Genomic DNA, 19,769 nt, shown 5'->3' with positions numbered 1-19,769 from the left:
AATAAATAACTTGTAGCCGTTACCTACGTATTGAGACATATGGTTATAGGAGTTACAATGACAAATGTGCTGCCAGGACACGAAAAGGCGGCATATGAAGAACTGAGGAGCATAGAAGGGATCAAAGACGTCTACCACGTCTTCGGAGAATATGACTTCGTCGTTATCATAGAAGTAAGGGACCTGACAACTCTAAATACCGTAGTGGACAAGATCCGGGAAAGCGATACGGTGACCGCAACCCAGACAATTGTCGGAGCCGAACTCTGAAAAATCTCGGACTTGTTATCAGGGCATCAGATCCGAAGATCCGGAAATACCGGACACAAAAAACCCGATACCTTTTTTACCATGAACTTATTTTTATTACCTTGGACATTTATTATGATAGACAATGCATCAGGATATTTAATAGAAGAGCATACATTACCAGCTTAAAAAAATATTCACCCAAATCTTATTCAACAAATCTTATTCAACAAATCTTATTCAACAAATCTTATTCAACAAATCTTATTCAACAAATCTTATTCACCCAAATCTTATTGATCAAAAAACCAGATTATAGTCCCGAACGTAAATATTTACACTTACTTTATAACCACGGAAGACACGGAAAGCACGGAAGGATTGTGCCCCAATTTCCTTTATTCCGTGTTATCAGTGCTTTCTGTGGTTAAATTTTAACTTGAGATTGGTGAAATAATTAGGGTACTTGACTTAATTAAACATCAGATTGATTTTTCAGCCCAGAGGGAAAATTCTATGGAAGCCCCCATTGCAGAAGAACTAGCCAAAAAACAAAAATCGATAAGTGTCGCAGAATTTTTTGAGAAGAACAGGCACATCCTGGGCTTTGACTCTGCCCCGCGAAGCCTTATCACAACGGTGAAGGAAGCCGTGGACAACTCCCTGGACGCCTGTGAGGAAGCAGGAATTCTCCCGGACCTCCTTATCCAGATCGAAAGGATAGGACAGGACTACGTGACTGTCATCATCGAAGACAATGGGCCCGGGATCATCAAGGAACAGATCCCGAAGGTCTTTGCCAAACTCCTCTACGGCTCCAGGTTCCATGCCCTGAAGCAGAGCAGGGGGCAGCAGGGGATAGGAATTTCCGCAGCGGTACTCTATTCCCAGATGACCGCGGGCAGGCACACGAAGATCCTCTCGAAGATCAATTCAGACGCCCCTGCCCATTACTACGAACTCATGATCAATACCAGCACGAACGAGCCCGATATCCTGAAAGACGAGGTTACGGACTGGTTCCGCCCCCATGGGACCCAGATAGAGCTGGAAATGAAAGCGTCCTATGTGAAAGGAAGACGGCAGTCCATTTATGAGTACCTGAAGGCAACGGCCATTGTAAACCCCCATGCCCGGATCACCCTGATCGAACCGGACGGGAATGAAGAAGTCTTCGAGAGAGCCACGGACAAAATGCCTGAGCCGGCAGAAGAGATCCTGCCCCACCCCGAAGGCATCGAGCTCGGAACCCTTATGAAGATGCTCCACTACACCGAGCGGCAGAAACTTGCACCTTTCCTACGTTACTCCTTTTCCAAGATAGGGCTGCTCACCGCCGAGGAAATCTGCAAGGCGGCAGGCCTGGACACCGAACTTGACCCTCATGCCCTCACCCGTCACGAGGCAAGAAAGCTCATAGAGGCTTTCCATAAAGTAAAGATCATGGCCCCTCCTACCGACTGCCTCTCTCCCATAGGAGAAGACCTGATCTACAGGGGGCTTGAAAAAGAGGTCAACGTGGACTTTATCGCAACGACCACTCGAAAGCCGGCTGTGTATTCCGGAAGCCCCTTTGTGGTTGAAGTGGGGCTTGCGTACGGAGGGAAACTGTTAAAGGACGAAAAAGCAGGAATAATGCGTTTTGCAAACCGGGTGCCTCTGCTTTACCAGCAGGGCGCCTGCGTGACCACCCATGCCGTGGAAAACATCAAGTGGAAGCAGTATGGGCTGAACCAGCCTGGAGGCGGGATTCCTTCGGGCCCCATGCTCCTCCTGATCCATGTAGCTTCCACGAACGTGCCCTTCACCTCGGAGTCAAAGGACGCAATTGCCGAGATCCCGGTAATCAGGGACGAAGTTGAACTTGCCATAAAAGAGGTTGCACGGAAACTGAAACACTACCTTAGCAAGCAGAGCAACCTCAAGAAACGCCGGGAAAAGGAAATTATCATCACCAGGGTACTCCCGAAAATGGCCGTAAAGGTTGCAAGCATCCTGGAAAGGGAAATCCCGGACATCAACCCCGTAGTCGCAAAGATCATGGGAAACGTACTCGTAAGCCGGAACGTGAAGAAAAACGGAAACGGGACAGCCGAGGTTGCAATAAAGGTGAAGAACTTCGGCGGGTCGGCGCATTCCCTCAGGGTCCATGACATGCTCCCCTGCAAAATCAGCGAGGCAAAGCCCGAACCAAAAGTGGTCACCATGGGGAACGATTACGATTATATCTGGGACCTGTCAGCAGCAGCCGGGTCTTCCAGAGCCCTTACCTACCGGATGGACTCCATAACTGATGAGGAACTAGGGAAACTCTCACCCCTGATTGTGGAAGGGATTGAAGAAGAACTGGTAACCGGGGCAAAAGCCGTGAAGGGGGTATGAGATGAGCAAAAAAGGACAGAGCAGGGATAATAAAAGAGCTGCAAGCGACGCCCTCGCCAGGACAAAGCTGCTGGAAATTGTGGAAAGAATTTACACCCAGTTCGAAAACGAGACTGTCCCGAGTGTCAGCCTCCCGAGCCGTACCAAGGCGAACATCGAGTACTGCGACCGGAGCGATGTCTGGGTCTACGGGGGCCGGGAAAGCGAAAGGAGCGCAAAGACCGTGAAAGGGGCATTCCAGCTCCTGAAAACCACCTATGCCACGGACTTCATAATAAACGAGCACCTTACCCAGAACCGCGGTTCAACCCTTCGAGAACTGTACTATATCTCGGAAGGCTGGGATGCCGCCAAGTTCAAGGAACAGGCCGAAAGCGACCGCCTGATCGAAGACCTGGAACTCCTGACAACCCTCCAGAGGGAATTTTTCCATATGCGCCCCGAAGAAGACGGGGCAACCATGTTCGGCCCGATAGAGCTTACCGAGCAAACAAAACGCGGGGAGAGGACCATCCACTGCCAGAAGGACGTGGGAGAAGGAGGGTACCAGATCCCCTTCAACGTGGAAAACATCGAATTCAAAAAGCACGACGCCAGCATGATAATGGCTGTCGAAACCGGTGGTATGTACGCCAGGCTGATCGAAAACGGCTTTGACGAGGCTTACAACGCCATCCTCGTGCACCTCAAAGGCCAGCCCGCCCGTTCCACCCGCCGCATAATCAAGCGCATGAACGAGGAACTCGACATCCCGGTAGCGGTCTTTACTGACGGCGACCCCTGGTCTTACAGGATTTTCGCCTCTGTTGCCTACGGGGCAATCAAAAGCGCCCACCTCTCGGAATACATGGCAACCCCGAAAGCCAGGTTCCTGGGAGTCCAGCCCTCGGATATCGTGGAATACGAACTTTCCACTGACAAGCTCACCGAACAGGACATAAGTGCTCTCAGAAGCGAACTTTCCGACCCCCGTTTTGAGTCCGAGTACTGGAAAGAGCAAATAGAACTCCAGCTCAAGATCGGGAAGAAGGCCGAACAGCAAGCCTTTGCCGGAAAGGGCCTGGACTTCGTGACAGAGACCTATCTCCCGAACCGGCTCAATGAGATGGGGATGGCCTGAACACGGGGATGACTTTCCCGGACATGCCTGATACACAGCCTGATATACAGATAGTATGCCTCAAGAAGCATGCCCCGGAAATCGGAATTCATCAGTAACCGGAATTCATCAGTAACCGGAATCCATCAGTCCCTGAATGAGTTCCGGACTGAATTTCCAGATGTGAGTCCGGATGTTTGGAATAACCCGGATGTTCCGGAGTATCCCGGAGAGTAATGAAGTGTGCCCGGGATGTGGCTCAGAGTTGTGGCTCAGGAACTGCTCATGGGTGTGCACTCATGGGTGTGCACTCATGAGCGGGGTCCATAGGACACCTTGAGTGAGTCAGGGGTATCCCGGAGCGCCCTGACTGCTGCTCCGTGCCCATACAGTTCAAAGTTTTTACATTAAATCTTCGGAAATATTTTATCCCGTATTTTAATGCGTGGAAAATCCGCTTACAAAGGGAAAATATTTAAATGGAAAGTCCCGAAAAATCTTCATTTTCAGGGACGTAAACATTAAGAAAAAGGGCTGGAAATCCGGGGAAGCTAAAGACTTAAAATATATGAACGCATATTGAATTTGTTCGTGGAATAAACATAAATATGAAATATAAAAGTTACAAAATAAAAATTGAAGGCTTACAAAATTGGCACGATTTTTAGGTTTTATTTTGGGCAGAGTTTTCCCGCGAATTTTGAAAAATATAAAAATACGTTTCAACACATAAGATAATTACTTTTATTAGATTTTCATGGAGAATAAACCCAGATGAGTGATAAACAGGTTTATGACGCTTCGCACATCCAGGTCCTGGAAGGTCTGGAAGCTGTCCGGAAACGCCCCAGCATGTATATAGGGAGCACGGACAGCCGCGGGCTCCACCACCTTGTCTACGAAGTTGTGGACAACAGCATTGACGAAGCCCTTGCCGGTTTCTGTGACAGTATTGAAGTCACACTCAACCCTGACGGGAGCGTAACGGTCACGGATAACGGGAGGGGAATCCCTATCGACCCCCACCCCATACACAAGAAATCCGCCCTGGAAGTAGTGATGACAGTACTGCATGCGGGAGGGAAATTCGACAAAAATACCTACAAGGTTTCCGGGGGACTGCACGGGGTAGGAGTGTCCGTGGTAAACGGGCTTTCGGAATGGCTGGAAGTGGAGGTATGGAGAGACGAGAAGAGGTATGTCCAGCGCTACGCCCGGGGGACCCCGGAAGGCCCGGTAAGCGAAGCAGGCACTTCGGAAACTACGGGGACGAAGACGACCTTCAAACCCGACACTAAAATTTTCGAAACCACGGAATACCAGTACGACATCCTCTTAAACAGGCTCCGGGAACTAGCTTTCCTGAACAGGGGCATCAACATAATCCTGAGGGACCTGAGAAGTCCGGAAGGCCAGATGAATTCCTTCTCCTACGAAGGGGGGATCGTGGAATTCGTGGAGTACCTGAACAAGAAAAAGCAGCCCCTGCATGAAAATCCGATCTACTTTGAACGGGAAAGGGACGACATGGTCGTGGAAATCGCAATGCAGTACACTAACTCATACGCCGAAAACGTGTACTCCTTTGCCAACAACATCAACACCCACGAAGGCGGGACCCACATCATCGGCTTCAAGAGTGCCCTTACCCGCATTGCAAACGACTATATAAAGACAAACAAGCTTGCAAAGGACGAGGCAAAACTCTCGGGTGACGACATAAGGGAGGGTCTCACCGCAATCATCAGCGTCAAGCTCATGGAGCCCCAGTTTGAGGGGCAGACAAAGACCAAACTCGGAAACAGCGAAGTAAAGGGGATCGTGGACTCCATGGTAAGCGACGGGCTTTCCGAGTACTTTGAAGAAAACCCTAAAGTTGCAAACATAATCCTCGAAAAAGCCCTCCTTGCCCAGCGGGCCCGGGAAGCTGCGAAAAAGGCAAGGGAGCTTACCCGGAGAAAGAGCGCCCTTGATATCAGCACCCTGCCCGGCAAGCTTGCGGACTGCTCGAATAAGAACCCCGAAGCCTGCGAAATCTATATCGTGGAAGGAGATTCGGCAGGAGGCTCGGCAAAACAGGGAAGAGATCGGAGTTTCCAGGCTATCCTGCCTTTACGTGGCAAGATTTTGAACGTTGAAAAATCGAGGCTTGCAAAGATACTGAAAAACAACGAGATTGTTGCCCTTATAACCGCGCTTGGCACGGGTGTCAGCGAGGACTTTGACCTTGACAGTGCCCGCTACCACAAAATCATCATCATGACCGATGCCGATGTGGACGGGGCGCACATCCGGACGCTTCTCCTGACCTTTTTCTTCCGCTACATGCGCCCTATGATCGATGCCGGCTACGTATATATCGCACAACCTCCCCTCTATAAGGTAAAGAAAGGGAAGGCCGAACACTACATGTTCACGGACCGGGAACTCAATGCAAAACTTGCGGAGATCGGGGAAAAGGGAGCAGCCGTCCAGCGCTACAAGGGTCTCGGGGAAATGAACCCTGGCCAGCTCTGGGAAACCACCATGGACCCGGACACCAGAATTTTGCTCCAGGTTACCCTGGAAGATGCCATCCACGCCGACGAGATCTTCCGGGTCCTGATGGGAGACGATGTGGAACCGCGCAGGAACTTCATTGAAACGCACGCAAAAGAAGTCGTGGACCTGGACATTTAAGGTGGTGGAAAAAATGGCAGAATACGACGAAGAAAACAGGACCGAAGCCGAAAAGAAAAACTCTTTCCAGGCAACCCTGATCCCGGACGAGCCGAAAGAGGAACCTGAAGGAGAGCCGGAAGAAGAACCTGAAGGAGAAACGGTAGGAGAACCAGTGGGAGAACCTGAAGGAGAAACGGTGGGAGAACCAGTGGGAGAACCAGTGGATCCTGAAGAAGATCCTGAAGAAGATCCTGAAGGAGAAACGGTGGGATATCCTGAAGGAGATCCTGAAGAAAATTCCGAAGGTAGGCAGGGGATCGTCCCGGTCCTTATCGACGACGAGATGAAAAAGTCCTACATCAACTACGCCATGAGCGTGATCGTGGGAAGGGCGCTTCCCGATGCACGGGACGGGCTAAAACCTGTCCACCGCAGGATCCTCTATTCCATGAAAGAGTCCGGGATCACTCATGAAAAGCCTTACAAGAAGTCCGCCCGTGTGGTCGGAGACGTGCTTGGTAAGTACCACCCCCACGGGGACTCGGCCGTCTACGACAGTATCGTGCGTATGGTCCAGGACTTCTCTTTACGCTATCCCATGATCGATGGGCAGGGCAACTTCGGGTCCATTGATGGGGATTCGGCAGCCGCCATGCGGTACACCGAAGTCCGGATGGGCAAAATTACGGAAGAGATGCTGGCAGACATCGACAAGGAGACCGTGCCTTTCAGGCCCAACTACGACGGGTCCCTGGAAGAGCCTGAAGTCCTGCCCGCAAAGCTTCCAAGCCTCCTGATTAACGGGTCCACGGGAATAGCCGTCGGGATGGCAACGAACATGGCGCCCCATAACCTCACGGAGGTCATCGACGGGACCCTCATGCTTATCGACGAGCCCGAAACGACAATCCAGGAACTGATGAGCGTCATCAAAGGTCCCGACTTCCCGACAGCCGCAAACATCCTGGGGACTGCAGGGATCAGGTCCGCATACATGACAGGGAGAGGCCCTGTTAAGATCCGGGCGGTTGCCGAGATCCAGGAAATGAAGAAGGATAGGGAACAGATTATCGTAACCGAGCTTCCCTACCAGGTGAACAAGGCCCGGATGATCGAGAACATCGCCCACCTTGTCCGGGATAAGGTCATCAGCGGGATTTCCGATCTTAGGGACGAGTCGGACAGGGACGGGATCAGGGTCGTGATCGAGCTTTCCAGGGGCACAAACCCCCACGTTCTCCTGAACCAGCTCTACAAGCACACCCAGATGGAGACCTCCTTCGGGATCATCAACCTGGCCCTGGTGGACGGGAAACCGAAGGAACTTAACCTGAAAGAGCTCCTGGAAATCTACCTGGCCCACAGGATGGAAATCATCCAGAAAAGGACCCTGTACGACCTCCGGAAAAGCGAAGACCGGGCTCACATCCTGAGAGGCCTCCGGATCGCCCTAGATAACATTGACGCAGTTGTGGCCCTTATCCGCGCCTCGGAAAATGCCGAGGAGGCAAAAAGCGGGCTGGTCGAAAACTTTGAACTTGACGAAATCCAGGCAAAAGCCATCCTGGACATGCGCTTGCAGCGCCTGACGGGCCTTGAGACCCAGAAAATCCTCGACGAGCTGGAAAGCCTCATCAAGCTGATTGCCGAACTCAGGGAGATCCTGGCAAGCGACGAGCTCAAGTACGGGATCATCCGGGACGAGCTTACCCAGATAAGGGAAAAGTACGGGGACAAGCGCAGAACAAAGATCATGCAGTTTGCCGAAGAGGTCACGGACGAAGACCTGATCCCTGAAGAAGACGTGGTTGTCACGATCACTGACAGCGGCTATATTAAGAGGCTTCCCCTGGAAACCTACTCCAGCCAGCGCCGTGGAGGTAGAGGCATAATCGGCATGGAGACCAAGGACGAGGACTTCGTTGAAAACCTCTTCATCTCTTCAACCCACAACTACATCCTCTTCTTCACGAACAGGGGCAGGGTCCACTGGCGAAAGGTCTACGAGATCCCCGAAAGCAGCCGCCAGTCCAAAGGCAAAGCCATAGTAAACCTCCTGGAACTCCGGGAAGGTGAAATGGTAAACGCCATGATCCCGGTAAAGGAGTTTTCGGAAGACCGCTTCCTCCTGATGGTCACACAGGCAGGCACGATCAAGAAGACCCCGCTCTCGGACTTCAAAAACCCCCGCAAAGGAGGCATCATTGCAGTCGGCCTTGCGGAAGGTGACGAGCTCGTAAAAGTCCTCCTGACCGACGGCAAGCGGGAAATCGTAATGGTCTCCAAGAAAGGAAAAGCCATCCGCTTCTCCGAAGCCGACGTCCGTTCCATGGGCCGCTCCGCCCGCGGAGTCCGCGGCATGACCCTTGACGGTTCCGATGACAAGGTGGTCAGCATGGACCTGGTCGATGAGAGCACAAAACTCCTCACTCTCACCGAAAACGGCTACGGCAAACGAACCGAGTACTCCCAGTACCCCGCCCACCGCCGCGGCGGAAAAGGTGTAATCACCATCAACACGACCCTCAGGAATGGCTACGTAGCTAACGTCAAATCCGTCGCCGACGACGACGAACTCATGATCACCAGCGCCGAAGGAATCATAATCCGCATCCCTGCCACCGATATCTCGGTCCAGGGCAGGAACACCCAGGGCGTCCGCATCATGAACCTCAAATCCGGCGACAAAGTCGTGGGAATGGCAAGAATAAAAACCGAAAACGGTGATGATGAAAAACAGATGAAACTGCCCGTGGCAGGAGAAATCGAAGAAGAATAATCGAATGGTAATTTGGCCCCCGCCGGAGATTGTTTGAGGGGAGATTTCCGGCGGTGGGGTTTTCGTTCGGTTGAGGGGAGAAGCCGGGCGAGAGATTGGTTTTTATTGGGGTCGTTTTTTCGAATTGATTTTTTGGAGAGGGGAGGTGCCGGTTTTTTGGAGGATTTTTATAGATTTTTTCGAAATGCCGTTGTCGGGAAAGGGGATAAGGTTGTGGTTAATGGGATGGGGATTATATGTCAATGCAGCTGCCCGGAAGTTCAGGTAGGCTCTTGGGGAGATTATGGAGAAGGGGAGTGAGAGAAGATAGGACAGGGGAAAAATAAGAATGATTTATTAATTTTGAAGTGTTAGAAGGCCATGGTGTAGGGAATTGGTTAATCAGGAAGAAATTCACAAAAAATGTAATGATTCTGATCCAAAAGAACGCATGAAGGCAGTGGATCAACTATCTAGTAGTTTTGGAGATTTTTATGACAAAAAAAATGCGTGGAAAGATTTATACAGACCGACTTTAGATAAAAAAAGAAAGGTGCGATGGAGAGCAGTAAAAGCACCTCGAATTGTTTTTAAATATTTGCCGGACAAAGAACAGGCATGGCAAGATGTACACAGACTGACTTCAGATGAAAACAGAAAGGTGCGATGGAGAGCAGTAAAAGCACTTCGAACTGTTTTTAAATATGTGCCGGACAAAGAACAGGCGTGGCAAGATGTACACAGACTGACTTCAGATGAAAACAGCGGGGTGCGATGTGAAGCGGCAGGAGCAATTAGAACTATTTTAAAAGATGTGCCGGATAAACAACAGGCGTGGCAAGATGTACACAGATTGACTTCAGATAAAAACAGCAGGGTGCGAAGGGAAGCGGCAGGAGCAATTAGAACTATTTTTAAAGATGTGCCGGATAAACAACAGGCGTGGCAAGATGTACACAGATTGACTTCAGATGAAGATGAAGATGTGCGAAGGGAAGCGGCAGGAGCAATTAGAACTATTTTTAAAGATGTGCCGGATAAACAACAGGCGTGGCAAGATGTACACAGATTGACTTCAGATGAAGATGAAGATGTGCGAAGGGAAGCGGCAGAAGCAATTGGAACTGTTTTTAGAGATGTGCCGGATAAACAACAGGCATGGCAAGATGTACACAGGCTGACTTCATATAAAGACAGAGGTGTTCTATGGCACGTGAGAATAGCACTTTTAAGTGGTCTTGAATATCCAGATAAAAAAAGAGATTTGCGACTGCAAGCGACAGCTTTACTTGGAACTGTTTTTAAATATGTGCCGGACAAGGAACAGGCGTGGCAAGATGTACACAGACTGACTTCAGATGAAAACAGCGGGGTGCGATGTGAAGCGGCAGGAGCAATTAGAACTATTTTTAGAGACGTGCCGGATAAACAACAAGCGTGGCAAGATGTACACAGATTGACTTCAGATAAAAACAGCAGGGTGCGAAGGGAAGCGGCAGGAGCAATTAGAACTATTTTTAAAGATGTGCCGGACAAAGAACAGGCGTGGCAAGATGTACACAGGCTGACTTCAGACGAAAACAGCGGGGTGCGAAGGGAAGCGGCAGGAGCAATTAGAACTATTTTTAAAGATGTGCCGGACAAAGAACAGGCGTGGCAAGATGTACACAGGCTGACTTCAGATAAAAACAGAAAGGTGCGAATAGAAGCGGCAGGAGCAATTAGAACTATTTTTAAAGATGTGCCGGACAAAGAACAGGCGTGGCAAGATGTACACAGGCTGACTTCAGATAAAAACAGAAAGGTGCGAATAGAAGCGGCAGGAGCAATTAGAACTATTTTTAAAGATGTGCCGGACAAAGAACAGGTGTGGCAAGATGTACACAGAATGGCTTCAGATAAAGACAAAAGTGTTCTATGGCACGTGGGAATAGCACTTTTAAGTGGTTTTGAATATCCAGATAAAAAAAGAGATTTGCGACTGGAAGCGACAGCTTCACTTGGAATTTTTTTTAAAGATGTGCCGGACAAAGAACAGGCATGGCAAGATGTACACAGATTGACTTCAGATAAAAACAGCAGGGTGCGATGGGGAGCACTAAATGCACTTATTGATAATATTAAAGATGTCCAAGATAAACAACAGGCGTGGCAAGATGTACACAGATTGACTTCAGATGAAGATAAAGATGTGCGATGGAGAGCATTAAATGCACTTATGAATAATATTAAAGATGCCCAAGATAAACAACAGGCGTGGCAAGATGTACACAGATTGACTTCAGATAAAAACAGCAGGGTGCGAAGGGAAGCGGCAGAAGCACTTCGAAGGGTTTTTAGAGACTTGCCGGATAAACAACAGGCGTGGCAAGATGTACACAGATTGACTTCAGATAAAAACAGCAGGGTGCGAAGGGAAGCGGCAGAAGCACTTCGAAGGGTTTTTAGAGACTTGCCGGATAAACAACAGGCGTGGCAAGATGTACACAGATTGACTTCAGATAAAAACAGCAGGGTGCGAAGGGAAGCGGCAGAAGCAATTGGAACTGTTTTTAGAGATGTGCCGGATAAACAACAGGCATGGCAAGATGTACACAGATTGACTTCAGATGAAGATAAAGATGTGCGACTGGAAGCGACAGCTTTACTTGGAACTGTTTTTAGAGATGTGCCGGACAAAGAACAGGCGTGCCAAGATTTACACGGACTGACTTCAAACGAAGACAGCTTTGTGCGAGTCAATGCATATCACTCTCTGGGAAGAATTTCGATATATAAAGCATCTCAATCAGGGAGTGAAGAATCATACTTAGAATTACTGAAAACAGCGATTGAATTCTTTGAAAAGGCAGCTAAAGAGCCCACTTGGTATAACCCATCTAAATTTTGCTTCCCATTTTACCGTTCATTTTACACAATAATTTCTGCTAAAAAACAAGAGGCAAAAGATGAAGTTGAGAAATACCTTTCAGAGGCAAAAAGCAAGATTGGTAGATCAGAAAATAAGAGATTACTCTTTGAAGCGGTTGAAAATCTTTCCAATGCATTAAAAGAAGTCCAGAACCTTGAAAATATGGACTTAGAGGCCAAGAAAGGAGAGCTTAATTTTTACAGGAAATACTGCGAACAGGCCGCAGAGTTGATGAAAAATACCGAAGAAAAAGCACCATCTGCAACAATAGTGATGAGAAAAGGGCTTCCTATTCTCGATAGAAACTTAAAATCCCTCCTCGAAGAAATCCAGCAAAAAGCTGATACCGCATGCCAGATTTCGAAGGGACAAGTCAAAAAAGTTGCATGTGCTGTCAAAGAAGAAGTTCAAAGATGGGAAATAAGCAACCAAGAGGAAATGACCTTCTACGCAAAAAATCTTTGTCGTGCTTTAAAACTAATTATACCCCAGATCCCGGAAAATGAATTCATTCATAATGAGATAGATAAAGCCCTAGCTGAAAGAGATCTCGTAAATCTATTCACAATAACCTCTACTTTTATTGGATCGATACCTACGTTAAAAATGGTATCAGATAAACTAAACAATCTTGAAAAATTAGTTATTGAAGTTAATTCAAAAGTAGATGAATTAATAATCATCTCAAAACCCGGAATCAGCGAAGAATTTGTCATTTCATCAGGGATTCAATTGCCGGGGTTGAGTGCTGAACATGTAGTTACAATACCTCTACAGGAGATTTCTTATTCAGAATTGAAAGAGGATTTGGAGAGAATTAAAGGAAAAAGTATAGAGAAATTGTCTCAACTCCCAACCCGTTTGTCTGAGAAAGTTAAAAATTATCTTTTAAAAATTGGAAGAAAAGATGTGCTTGAAAAGTTAACTAATTAAAATTCTTACTTACAAGATTTTATGAAAATGATTTTAAACCTTCGGTTATTTAGAATCATTGGTGTAAGTCAGTGGTAAATGAAGAAAATATGGAATTTGAAAGCCGAAATGCTGATGATTTTTGCTCATTCTGTAACATATTGAATATTGTAACTGATATAACTTCTTTCGAAAAGTGGTTGAAAGAATATCACGGTTTAGAGAAATATAACGAATTACTGGATGGATACATTTTCTTTCTAAATACTTGTCTTAGAGGACTCATTGATACAATCATTTTGGAGAATTCCTTAGATGTAGAAGAAGATTTTACTTTTGTAAGGGCAAGGTTCGTTGGAATTGATATTTACGATATACCGAATACATGCGAAAAAACAATTTTCATGAAAAATGTCTGGGAGAAGACAAAGAGAATAAGAAACTCGACCAGCTGGGAAGAAATAACTGGCTCTATCAATGATATTGAGGACTTATTAAAAGTGTTTGAGAAAATTTATGAAAGTAACATAGTTCCTGCCAATGAGCTTCCCAAAAATTTTGCCTTAAATTCAGCGACAGTTTTCAAAACACATATGTACTTGAACGATCTTCAACATGGAGTTCCATTAGCTTATATGGTTCCGATTTTGAAGCCAGATATAACAGAAGAAAAAGCTGAAAAGTCATATATAGGGTACACATACACATTGCAATATTTGTGGTATGTTCTGCTTGGGGAACAGAAATTTCAGGAATTATCAATCAGAAATTTACATAGAGCACATGAAATATATCCTCAAGAAGCCGAGGATGAATTTCCATGGCTGGATTTAAACCCTCTAAGATCTAAAATTGACAAATGGGATTATTTAGATACATTTTTTGGGATAATTAAAAGGGAAATAATTGAACCACTTGAAGATGAACTGAAAAAAGAATTTAAATTCAAAATTCAGTTTGACTCGATGTTATTTTGTGAAAACTTCGACAAAAATGTAATCGAAAATTATCTAACAAAACATACACTCAAAGACCCGGAATACCTCACTAAAACAGACAAAGAATCAGCACACAAAAAACTTGATTCTTATTTCCTGTGGTATGGAGTAGATGTATTAGACAATAGTAAAACTCCAGTATTCAATGGAGTTCCTGCATTCACTTCCACATTGATCGGTAACATAAGAAGGAAAAGATATCTTGGAAACGATGACGAAGTATTAGTTTCGAGATTTAAGCATCCAGTAGGGGGAGTAAAAGGTTTTGATTATAGTTATGGAATTTTAATTGAGGCATTTGGAAACACTGGTATTTCAGATTATTCTGGGTGGTTGATCTTTTTAGATTGTGCAACAGATTACTCTGGTTTTGGGGGCTCATTGCACCGCGAAGCTGAGATGTTCATAAAAGAATTTGTGGAAGAGGGGTCCTTAAAAGTAAAAGAAATTATTTTGGATAAGAATATTTTTATCGAATACCTAACTGATAAAAGTGCTTCTCACAACTCTAATAATGATATTTATTCCAAACTTTTGCATGAAAATGACAAATTCACTTTCAATAAAACCGGAATCAAAGGTAGCAAATCAATTCCAGAATCCTCATACAAGCTTAGTAAGTACATTATTCAATCTATAAAAACCCAAGAGGATAGGTTTATAGGTGATACAAAAGGAAAATTCTTTGAGTACTTATTTTTCAACTGGCTAGTTGAAAACAAGTCGAAAGCAGGAGACATGATATATTCTGATGTAAAAATAAAAAATGAACAGATTGATGTTTATTTAGAAAATGAAGAATATGTCTACATATTCGAATGTAAGGTAGCTATACACAGTTCACAAAAAGTTGCAAAACAAGTTAAAAACAAAATAAAAGCTTTAAATGACTCTAAAAAAGAGATAATTCCCTGGGTTGTAGTCTATTCCGATGTTAGCGATGAAAAAAAGAAAGAGATCAAGAGAGAAAAAATAAGAGTTTGCGCTAATTTCAAAAAGAAAATTGAGAACTGGAGGAAATTAGATAAGAATCTGGACAAAAATAGCAAAAAAGTGATCAACAGCATCTTTGAGTTTGAGAATAAATATTGATTTCAAATTATTAGGATGAACAGGCATATTCCATCTATTTTTTTATAATGTTCCCGGTTTTCATTCCCAAACTCAAAAAGAGCCTCATCTCCCATCTTCTACCCTTCTTCCAAAATCACGCCCGTCGTCAAAGAGTATTTTTTGGAGAGTTGTTGGGCGGTTTTTAGAGGATTTGCTGAATTCAAGATCCTTGGAGTATTAATGCTTACTAGAAAACAGGGCAACCACACGCCCACAAAGTGGGCGGTTGAGCCCGAAAAAAATCATCTCGAAATCTGATAAGTAATAACAAAAATGATCAATGACACCATTGTGAAGCCTAAGACAGACTCAGCCATTACAAGTATCTGAGGAATAGAAATCGTCATCGTTCCAACCAATGGAAATATAAACGTCACAAGTTCAGAGATATTAGGTTGTACATTCGAGAAACCAAGACCAGTAAAAGCTGTAACGCTCAAGTACAAATAATCATACCAGTGAATACTTCTTTCCTCAATAGAAACACCATTTGTTAACCAAAACAAAATGGAAAATGAGCCAATAATGAAGAATGACCACTTAATAGGATTCCATATTTTATCTCCGTATCCTGCCAAAGTTTTTAGAATGAAACCGTCAAAAGCCAGTGCTCTTAATTTATTTTTGTAACCACCTCTGGCAAGCAAAAGCTTTCTATAAACCTCACCTCGGCGATAATGTACTTGCCTTGCTCGGAGAGTATCTCCACTTGAGGAATAAAAATTATACAACTTGTTATATACTTCATGCGAAACATTATAAAGATCCTTTTTATTTCCTCTATAAAGATATTTCCTAGATACATAAAAGGTCGGAACAAAATTTTCTAACTCTCGTGATTTTCCAAGTATCGTATTTTTGAATACTATGTTATCAATCCGCTTCTTAATAGGACTGTCAGTCAGATCATCATAAAAAATTACAGAATTATCAGGGAAAGATCCTGGATATCTCAAAAGACCTTTCATTTCAAAGTCGTGAAATAATTTAAAATCAGATTTTCTAATGGCTTCAGCATCGAGTATAAGTTTTTTGGCCAAATTATCTGCAACAAATTCATTAATTTCCTTCATGTCCATAACACCGTTCTCAAAAAAAACACAATCTCTCAAGGTTCTTGATTCATCTATGTACGAACGGTGAATATTAGAATAAGCTAAAGAAACATTGTTTAAACATGAGTCAGAATTAAAAAGAGTTAGCCCTAAAAATGTGCCTTGTAAGTTACTTCGGCTTAAATCAGATCCTCTCAAATTTGAAAGAGATAAATTCGCTCCTTGTAGAAGACTATCACTCAAATCAGAATTCTGCAGATTTACTTCTAAAAGCTCGGCGCCTCGTAAATCCGTGTGACTCAAATTAGCATTCTGAAGATTACATTTATTAAACTGTGTTCCACAAAGGGTAGAATAACTTAAATCTGCATCTTTCAAATCAACATGATCAAGCCATTCGTTTATTAGTACAACATTATCTAATTTAGATCCACTCAGTGTCATCTCGATTAACTTAATTCCTTCCATCGTAGCATAGCTCAAATCTGCGTTACTTACCTTAGAATGATTTAGATTTGCACAAGTAAGATTAGCCTTTGTTAATGTTGCACCAGTCAAATTAGCAAAACGTAGAATTGCCCCTTCGAAGTCAACTGATTCCAACTTTGATCTCTGCAAATTAGCCTCTGTTAAATCAGCATCCTCAAATTTTGAATTAGAAAGTTCAGCGCATTCTAGAGATATTTCATTCAACTTGGCTTCAGTAAAATTTGCCAGTGGTAACTTGACACCATCTAAACTAACATTTTTCAGTTCAGCTCTTTTCAAGTAAATACCCACAAAATCAAAATCAATTTTTTTCAATTCATCTAACTGCTCCTGAGAGGGTTTCTTTCCATCTTTCGCCTGATGCCAGTAACAAAGTTCATCCCCCTCCACTGCTTCAAAAGGGCAGTGAAAATCAATTAATGTGTAATTTTCACTACCTACCCAATAGATGTATTTACATGTAACCATTAAAAAGGAATAATATTCCAAACAATAAAAAGACTTTCAAATAGCTAAGCCTTTAGAAAATTAAAACACAATCTCACACAAAATAATTCTCTACCAACCCATCTCCTGAAACCTACGCAAACCCTTAAACCTCATACTCCCTGCACTTCCCACCAAACGCAAAACCTTAGACCTCTTTGAAATAATCCAAGTATCTGACATACAGCTTACTGCTCTCCCCTTGAAAAAAAATAAAAAAGAAGTTATTTTAATCCGCCGAACGTGATCCTCGGATAGAGAAAAGCCGCCCCTCCGGCCTTCTACTCCTCATCCTCTGAAAAAAGCCCGGCCTCCGCATCATCAATCTGTTAGAAAATGAAACTCGGAGGAGAGGGGCGAGGAAGAACTTCAGACTGCAAACGGTTCGTGGGGGATGAGCGGTAGCAGCCCGCCGGCGAAAAATAAAAATACAGTTATTTTAATCCGCCAAACGTGATCCTCAGATCGAGAAAAGGCCGCCCCTTCTGCCACCCAATCCTCCTCTGAAAAAAGCCCGGCCTCCGCCTAAAAAATCATGAAAACTCACCTAAAATCGTCCTCTTGAGCGAGCGAAGTGAGGGAAAAGGACACCGTGCTCCCGAAGCGGAACTCGGGTGTTACAAACGGTTCGTGGGGGATGAGAGGGAGGAGCCCCGGGTGAAAAATAAAAATAAAGTTATTTTAGTCCGCCGAACGTGATCCTCAGATCAAGAAAAAGCCGCCCCTCCACTTTCTACTCCTCCTCTGAAAAAAGCTCGGCCTCCGCCTCAAAAATCATGAAAATCCACCTGAAACAGTCCTCTTGAGCGAACGAAGTGAGGGAAAAGGACACCGTGCTCTCGAAGCGGAATTCGGGAAGGACACCGTGCTCCCGAAGCGGAATTCGGGTGGTTCAAACGGTTCGTGGGGGATGAGCAGTAGCAGCCCGTCGGCGAAAAATAAAAAAGAAGTTATTTTAGTCCGCCGAACGAAATCCTAAAATCGAGAAAAAGCCGCCCCCATTCACTTTCTACACCTCCTCTGAAAAAAGCCCGGCCTCCACCTCACAAATCATGAAGAAACACCTGAAATCGTCCTCTTGAGTGAACGAAGTGAGCGAAAAGGACCGCGTACTCCCGAGGCGCAATTCGGGTGAGTGAAAAGGACACCGTGCTGTTGCACTTACAGTGCAACTCCCAGAAAATCTCCGATTTTCTGTGATCCCGAAGCGGAACTCGGGTGAGGGAAAAGGACAGCATACTCCCGATGCGTAACTCTGCTGTGAAAAATAAAAATATATTTATTTTAATCCGCTCGAGTGAGCAAAGCAAAAAACTCAAAAATGTATCAGGAAGCAAGGTTTCCTATAAAAGGACCCCCTGCATTTGATCTCAGAATTCTTCAAGTGGTTCCTCAACTTCTTCTAGCGGTTCGTTCCCTTCCTCCAGCGGTTTCGGGATCTCTCCTGTCTCAATTTCAGAAAGGACGTCTTCAATGGTCTGCCTCAGGGTCTCATTTTCACAGTCCCTGTTCCTTCTAAGGGTGTCGATTGCTTTTTCCCCTCCAAAATTATAATAGATAGCCTGAAGAGAAAAGACGGAGGCTTCCCGGACTTCCAGGGCTTCGTTTTCATCTTCCAGAGTTTCTGTGAGGAAGTCGACTGCTTCCTCGTTTCCGAAGTTAGCAAGGGTTTCTGCAGCGGTTTTCCGGACTTTTGCACTTTCATCGTATCTAAGGGCATTTCCCAGGGGTTCCACTGCTCTTTCGTTGAATTCATTATACTCACTTCCCAGGGAATGGATTGCAATACCTCGGACAGATTCGCTTTCATCCGTTTCCAGGGCGTTTACGAGAACCTCGAAAGCCCTGTCTCCACCGATACTTCCAAGGGAACCTGCAGCAGCGGTTCTTGCAGACTCGCTTTCATCCGAATTCAGGACCTGTATAAGGGGTTCTACGGCTTTTTCACCACCCTCAGTAAGATAAATTGCAGCCACACTGCGAACTGTTTCATTTTCAGCCCGAAGGCTCCGGACCAGGAGTTCCACTACCCTTTCTTCTACCGAAGAATCTCCACTACCCACAGACACCTCCAGCACATTTAGCCCGAGGGTCTCCAGCGCAGTTAACTTGAGGTGCAGTTCTACATCTTCATCTTCCATAAGCTGAGTGAAGGAATCCATAGCCCTTTCGTTTCCCGTGGTAGCCGCGATTTCACCGAGAGTTCCCAGCGCATGAGCCCTTAGCTCAAGGTCTTCGTCCTTATCTTTCACGATCAGGACAAGAGGGTCAACAGCCCCCTCGTCCCCTATGGCAGCGAGGACATCAAGGACTTCAAACCTGAAATCATTATCATCTTCCTCCAGGGCCAGGATGAGAGGATCAACAGCAAGGCTTCCCGCATCGATCAGCCGCTCTCTGGATTCATAAAAGTCCCGACCGTCCGGGTTTTTCAGATTCTGGATAAGAAGTTCTATTTCCTCGGGGGCCGGAGGACTCCTTTCCCCGATACAACCTGCAAAGAGGCAGCCTGGCAGCAAGAAGCTTAAAATTAAAAACAGAGTTAAAAAAGTACGGTATTTTGCAAAAAATTTCATGAAAGCTATTCTACTATTAGGTATTTATTTATAGTGTTTTTGTCTATGTTTTGATAATATATTAATAAAAAAATTATAAA

General features: G+C 45.2%; 9 protein-coding genes. 7 read left to right on the top strand and 2 right to left on the bottom strand.

Features of this window, described 5'->3' with window-relative positions; all coding sequences use genetic code 11:
* Positions 1 to 57: 57 nt before the first annotated feature.
* The 7 genes from MSMTP_RS05500 to MSMTP_RS05465 all read left to right on the top strand — a co-directional run bounded on the left by MSMTP_RS05500 (position 58) and on the right by MSMTP_RS05465 (position 15,062).
* Entirely contained in the window at positions 58 to 270 is a 213-nt protein-coding gene (locus MSMTP_RS05500) for an Lrp/AsnC ligand binding domain-containing protein (RefSeq protein WP_082090508.1), read from the top strand.
* A 495-nt stretch (positions 271 to 765) separates the two neighbouring features.
* Positions 766 to 2,631, top strand: coding sequence for a DNA topoisomerase VI subunit B (locus tag MSMTP_RS05495; protein WP_048178165.1), 1,866 nt, complete (start codon positions 766 to 768; stop codon positions 2,629 to 2,631).
* Between the two features lies 1 nt (position 2,632).
* Positions 2,633 to 3,751 carry a DNA topoisomerase IV subunit A gene (locus MSMTP_RS05490; RefSeq protein ID WP_048178164.1) on the top strand — a complete coding sequence of 373 codons (1,119 nt, stop codon included), beginning with the start codon at positions 2,633 to 2,635 and terminating at the stop codon, positions 3,749 to 3,751.
* Positions 3,752 to 4,504: 753 nt separating this feature from the next.
* On the top strand, positions 4,505 to 6,409 hold the full coding sequence (gyrB, locus tag MSMTP_RS05485) for a DNA topoisomerase (ATP-hydrolyzing) subunit B (protein WP_048178163.1): 1,905 nt from the start codon (positions 4,505 to 4,507) through the stop codon (positions 6,407 to 6,409).
* A gap of 13 nt (positions 6,410 to 6,422) precedes the next feature.
* Entirely contained in the window at positions 6,423 to 9,170 is a 2,748-nt protein-coding gene (gene gyrA, locus MSMTP_RS05480; protein WP_082090716.1) for a DNA gyrase subunit A, read from the top strand.
* 373 nt (positions 9,171 to 9,543) lie between these two features.
* Positions 9,544 to 12,993 carry a HEAT repeat domain-containing protein gene (locus MSMTP_RS05470; RefSeq protein ID WP_052718292.1) on the top strand — a complete coding sequence of 1,150 codons (3,450 nt, stop codon included), beginning with the start codon at positions 9,544 to 9,546 and terminating at the stop codon, positions 12,991 to 12,993.
* A gap of 71 nt (positions 12,994 to 13,064) precedes the next feature.
* Positions 13,065 to 15,062 carry a hypothetical protein gene (locus tag MSMTP_RS05465; RefSeq protein ID WP_156153689.1) on the top strand — a complete coding sequence of 666 codons (1,998 nt, stop codon included), beginning with the start codon at positions 13,065 to 13,067 and terminating at the stop codon, positions 15,060 to 15,062.
* Between the two features lie 263 nt (positions 15,063 to 15,325).
* Here the strand turns inward: MSMTP_RS05465 and MSMTP_RS17880 are convergent, their stop codons facing one another.
* Both MSMTP_RS17880 and MSMTP_RS05455 read right to left on the bottom strand, forming a co-directional pair.
* Positions 15,326 to 17,095 carry a pentapeptide repeat-containing protein gene (locus MSMTP_RS17880; RefSeq protein WP_052718291.1) on the bottom strand — a complete coding sequence of 590 codons (1,770 nt, stop codon included), beginning with the start codon at positions 17,093 to 17,095 and terminating at the stop codon, positions 15,326 to 15,328.
* 1,388 nt (positions 17,096 to 18,483) lie between these two features.
* Positions 18,484 to 19,689, bottom strand: a complete 1,206-nt coding sequence (locus tag MSMTP_RS05455; protein WP_048178160.1) for a HEAT repeat domain-containing protein — start codon at positions 19,687 to 19,689, stop codon at positions 18,484 to 18,486.
* Between the last annotated feature and the right edge of the window lie 80 nt (positions 19,690 to 19,769).

The sequence above is a fragment of the Methanosarcina sp. MTP4 genome, from assembly GCF_000970045.1.
GTDB lineage: Archaea > Halobacteriota > Methanosarcinia > Methanosarcinales > Methanosarcinaceae > MTP4.
Note: the sequence above shows the minus strand (reverse complement) of the source record. Positions and strands in the feature narration are given on the sequence as shown.

Coding starts and splice junctions, on each gene's coding strand:
- MSMTP_RS05500 (WP_082090508.1), top strand. CDS start 58: ATGACAAATGTGCTGCCAGGACACGAAAAGGCGGCATATGAAGAACTG.
- MSMTP_RS17880 (WP_052718291.1), bottom strand. CDS start 17,095: ATGGTTACATGTAAATACATCTATTGGGTAGGTAGTGAAAATTACACA.
- gyrA (WP_082090716.1), top strand. CDS start 6,423: ATGGCAGAATACGACGAAGAAAACAGGACCGAAGCCGAAAAGAAAAAC.
- gyrB (WP_048178163.1), top strand. CDS start 4,505: ATGAGTGATAAACAGGTTTATGACGCTTCGCACATCCAGGTCCTGGAA.
- MSMTP_RS05455 (WP_048178160.1), bottom strand. CDS start 19,689: ATGAAATTTTTTGCAAAATACCGTACTTTTTTAACTCTGTTTTTAATT.
- MSMTP_RS05490 (WP_048178164.1), top strand. CDS start 2,633: ATGAGCAAAAAAGGACAGAGCAGGGATAATAAAAGAGCTGCAAGCGAC.
- MSMTP_RS05495 (WP_048178165.1), top strand. CDS start 766: ATGGAAGCCCCCATTGCAGAAGAACTAGCCAAAAAACAAAAATCGATA.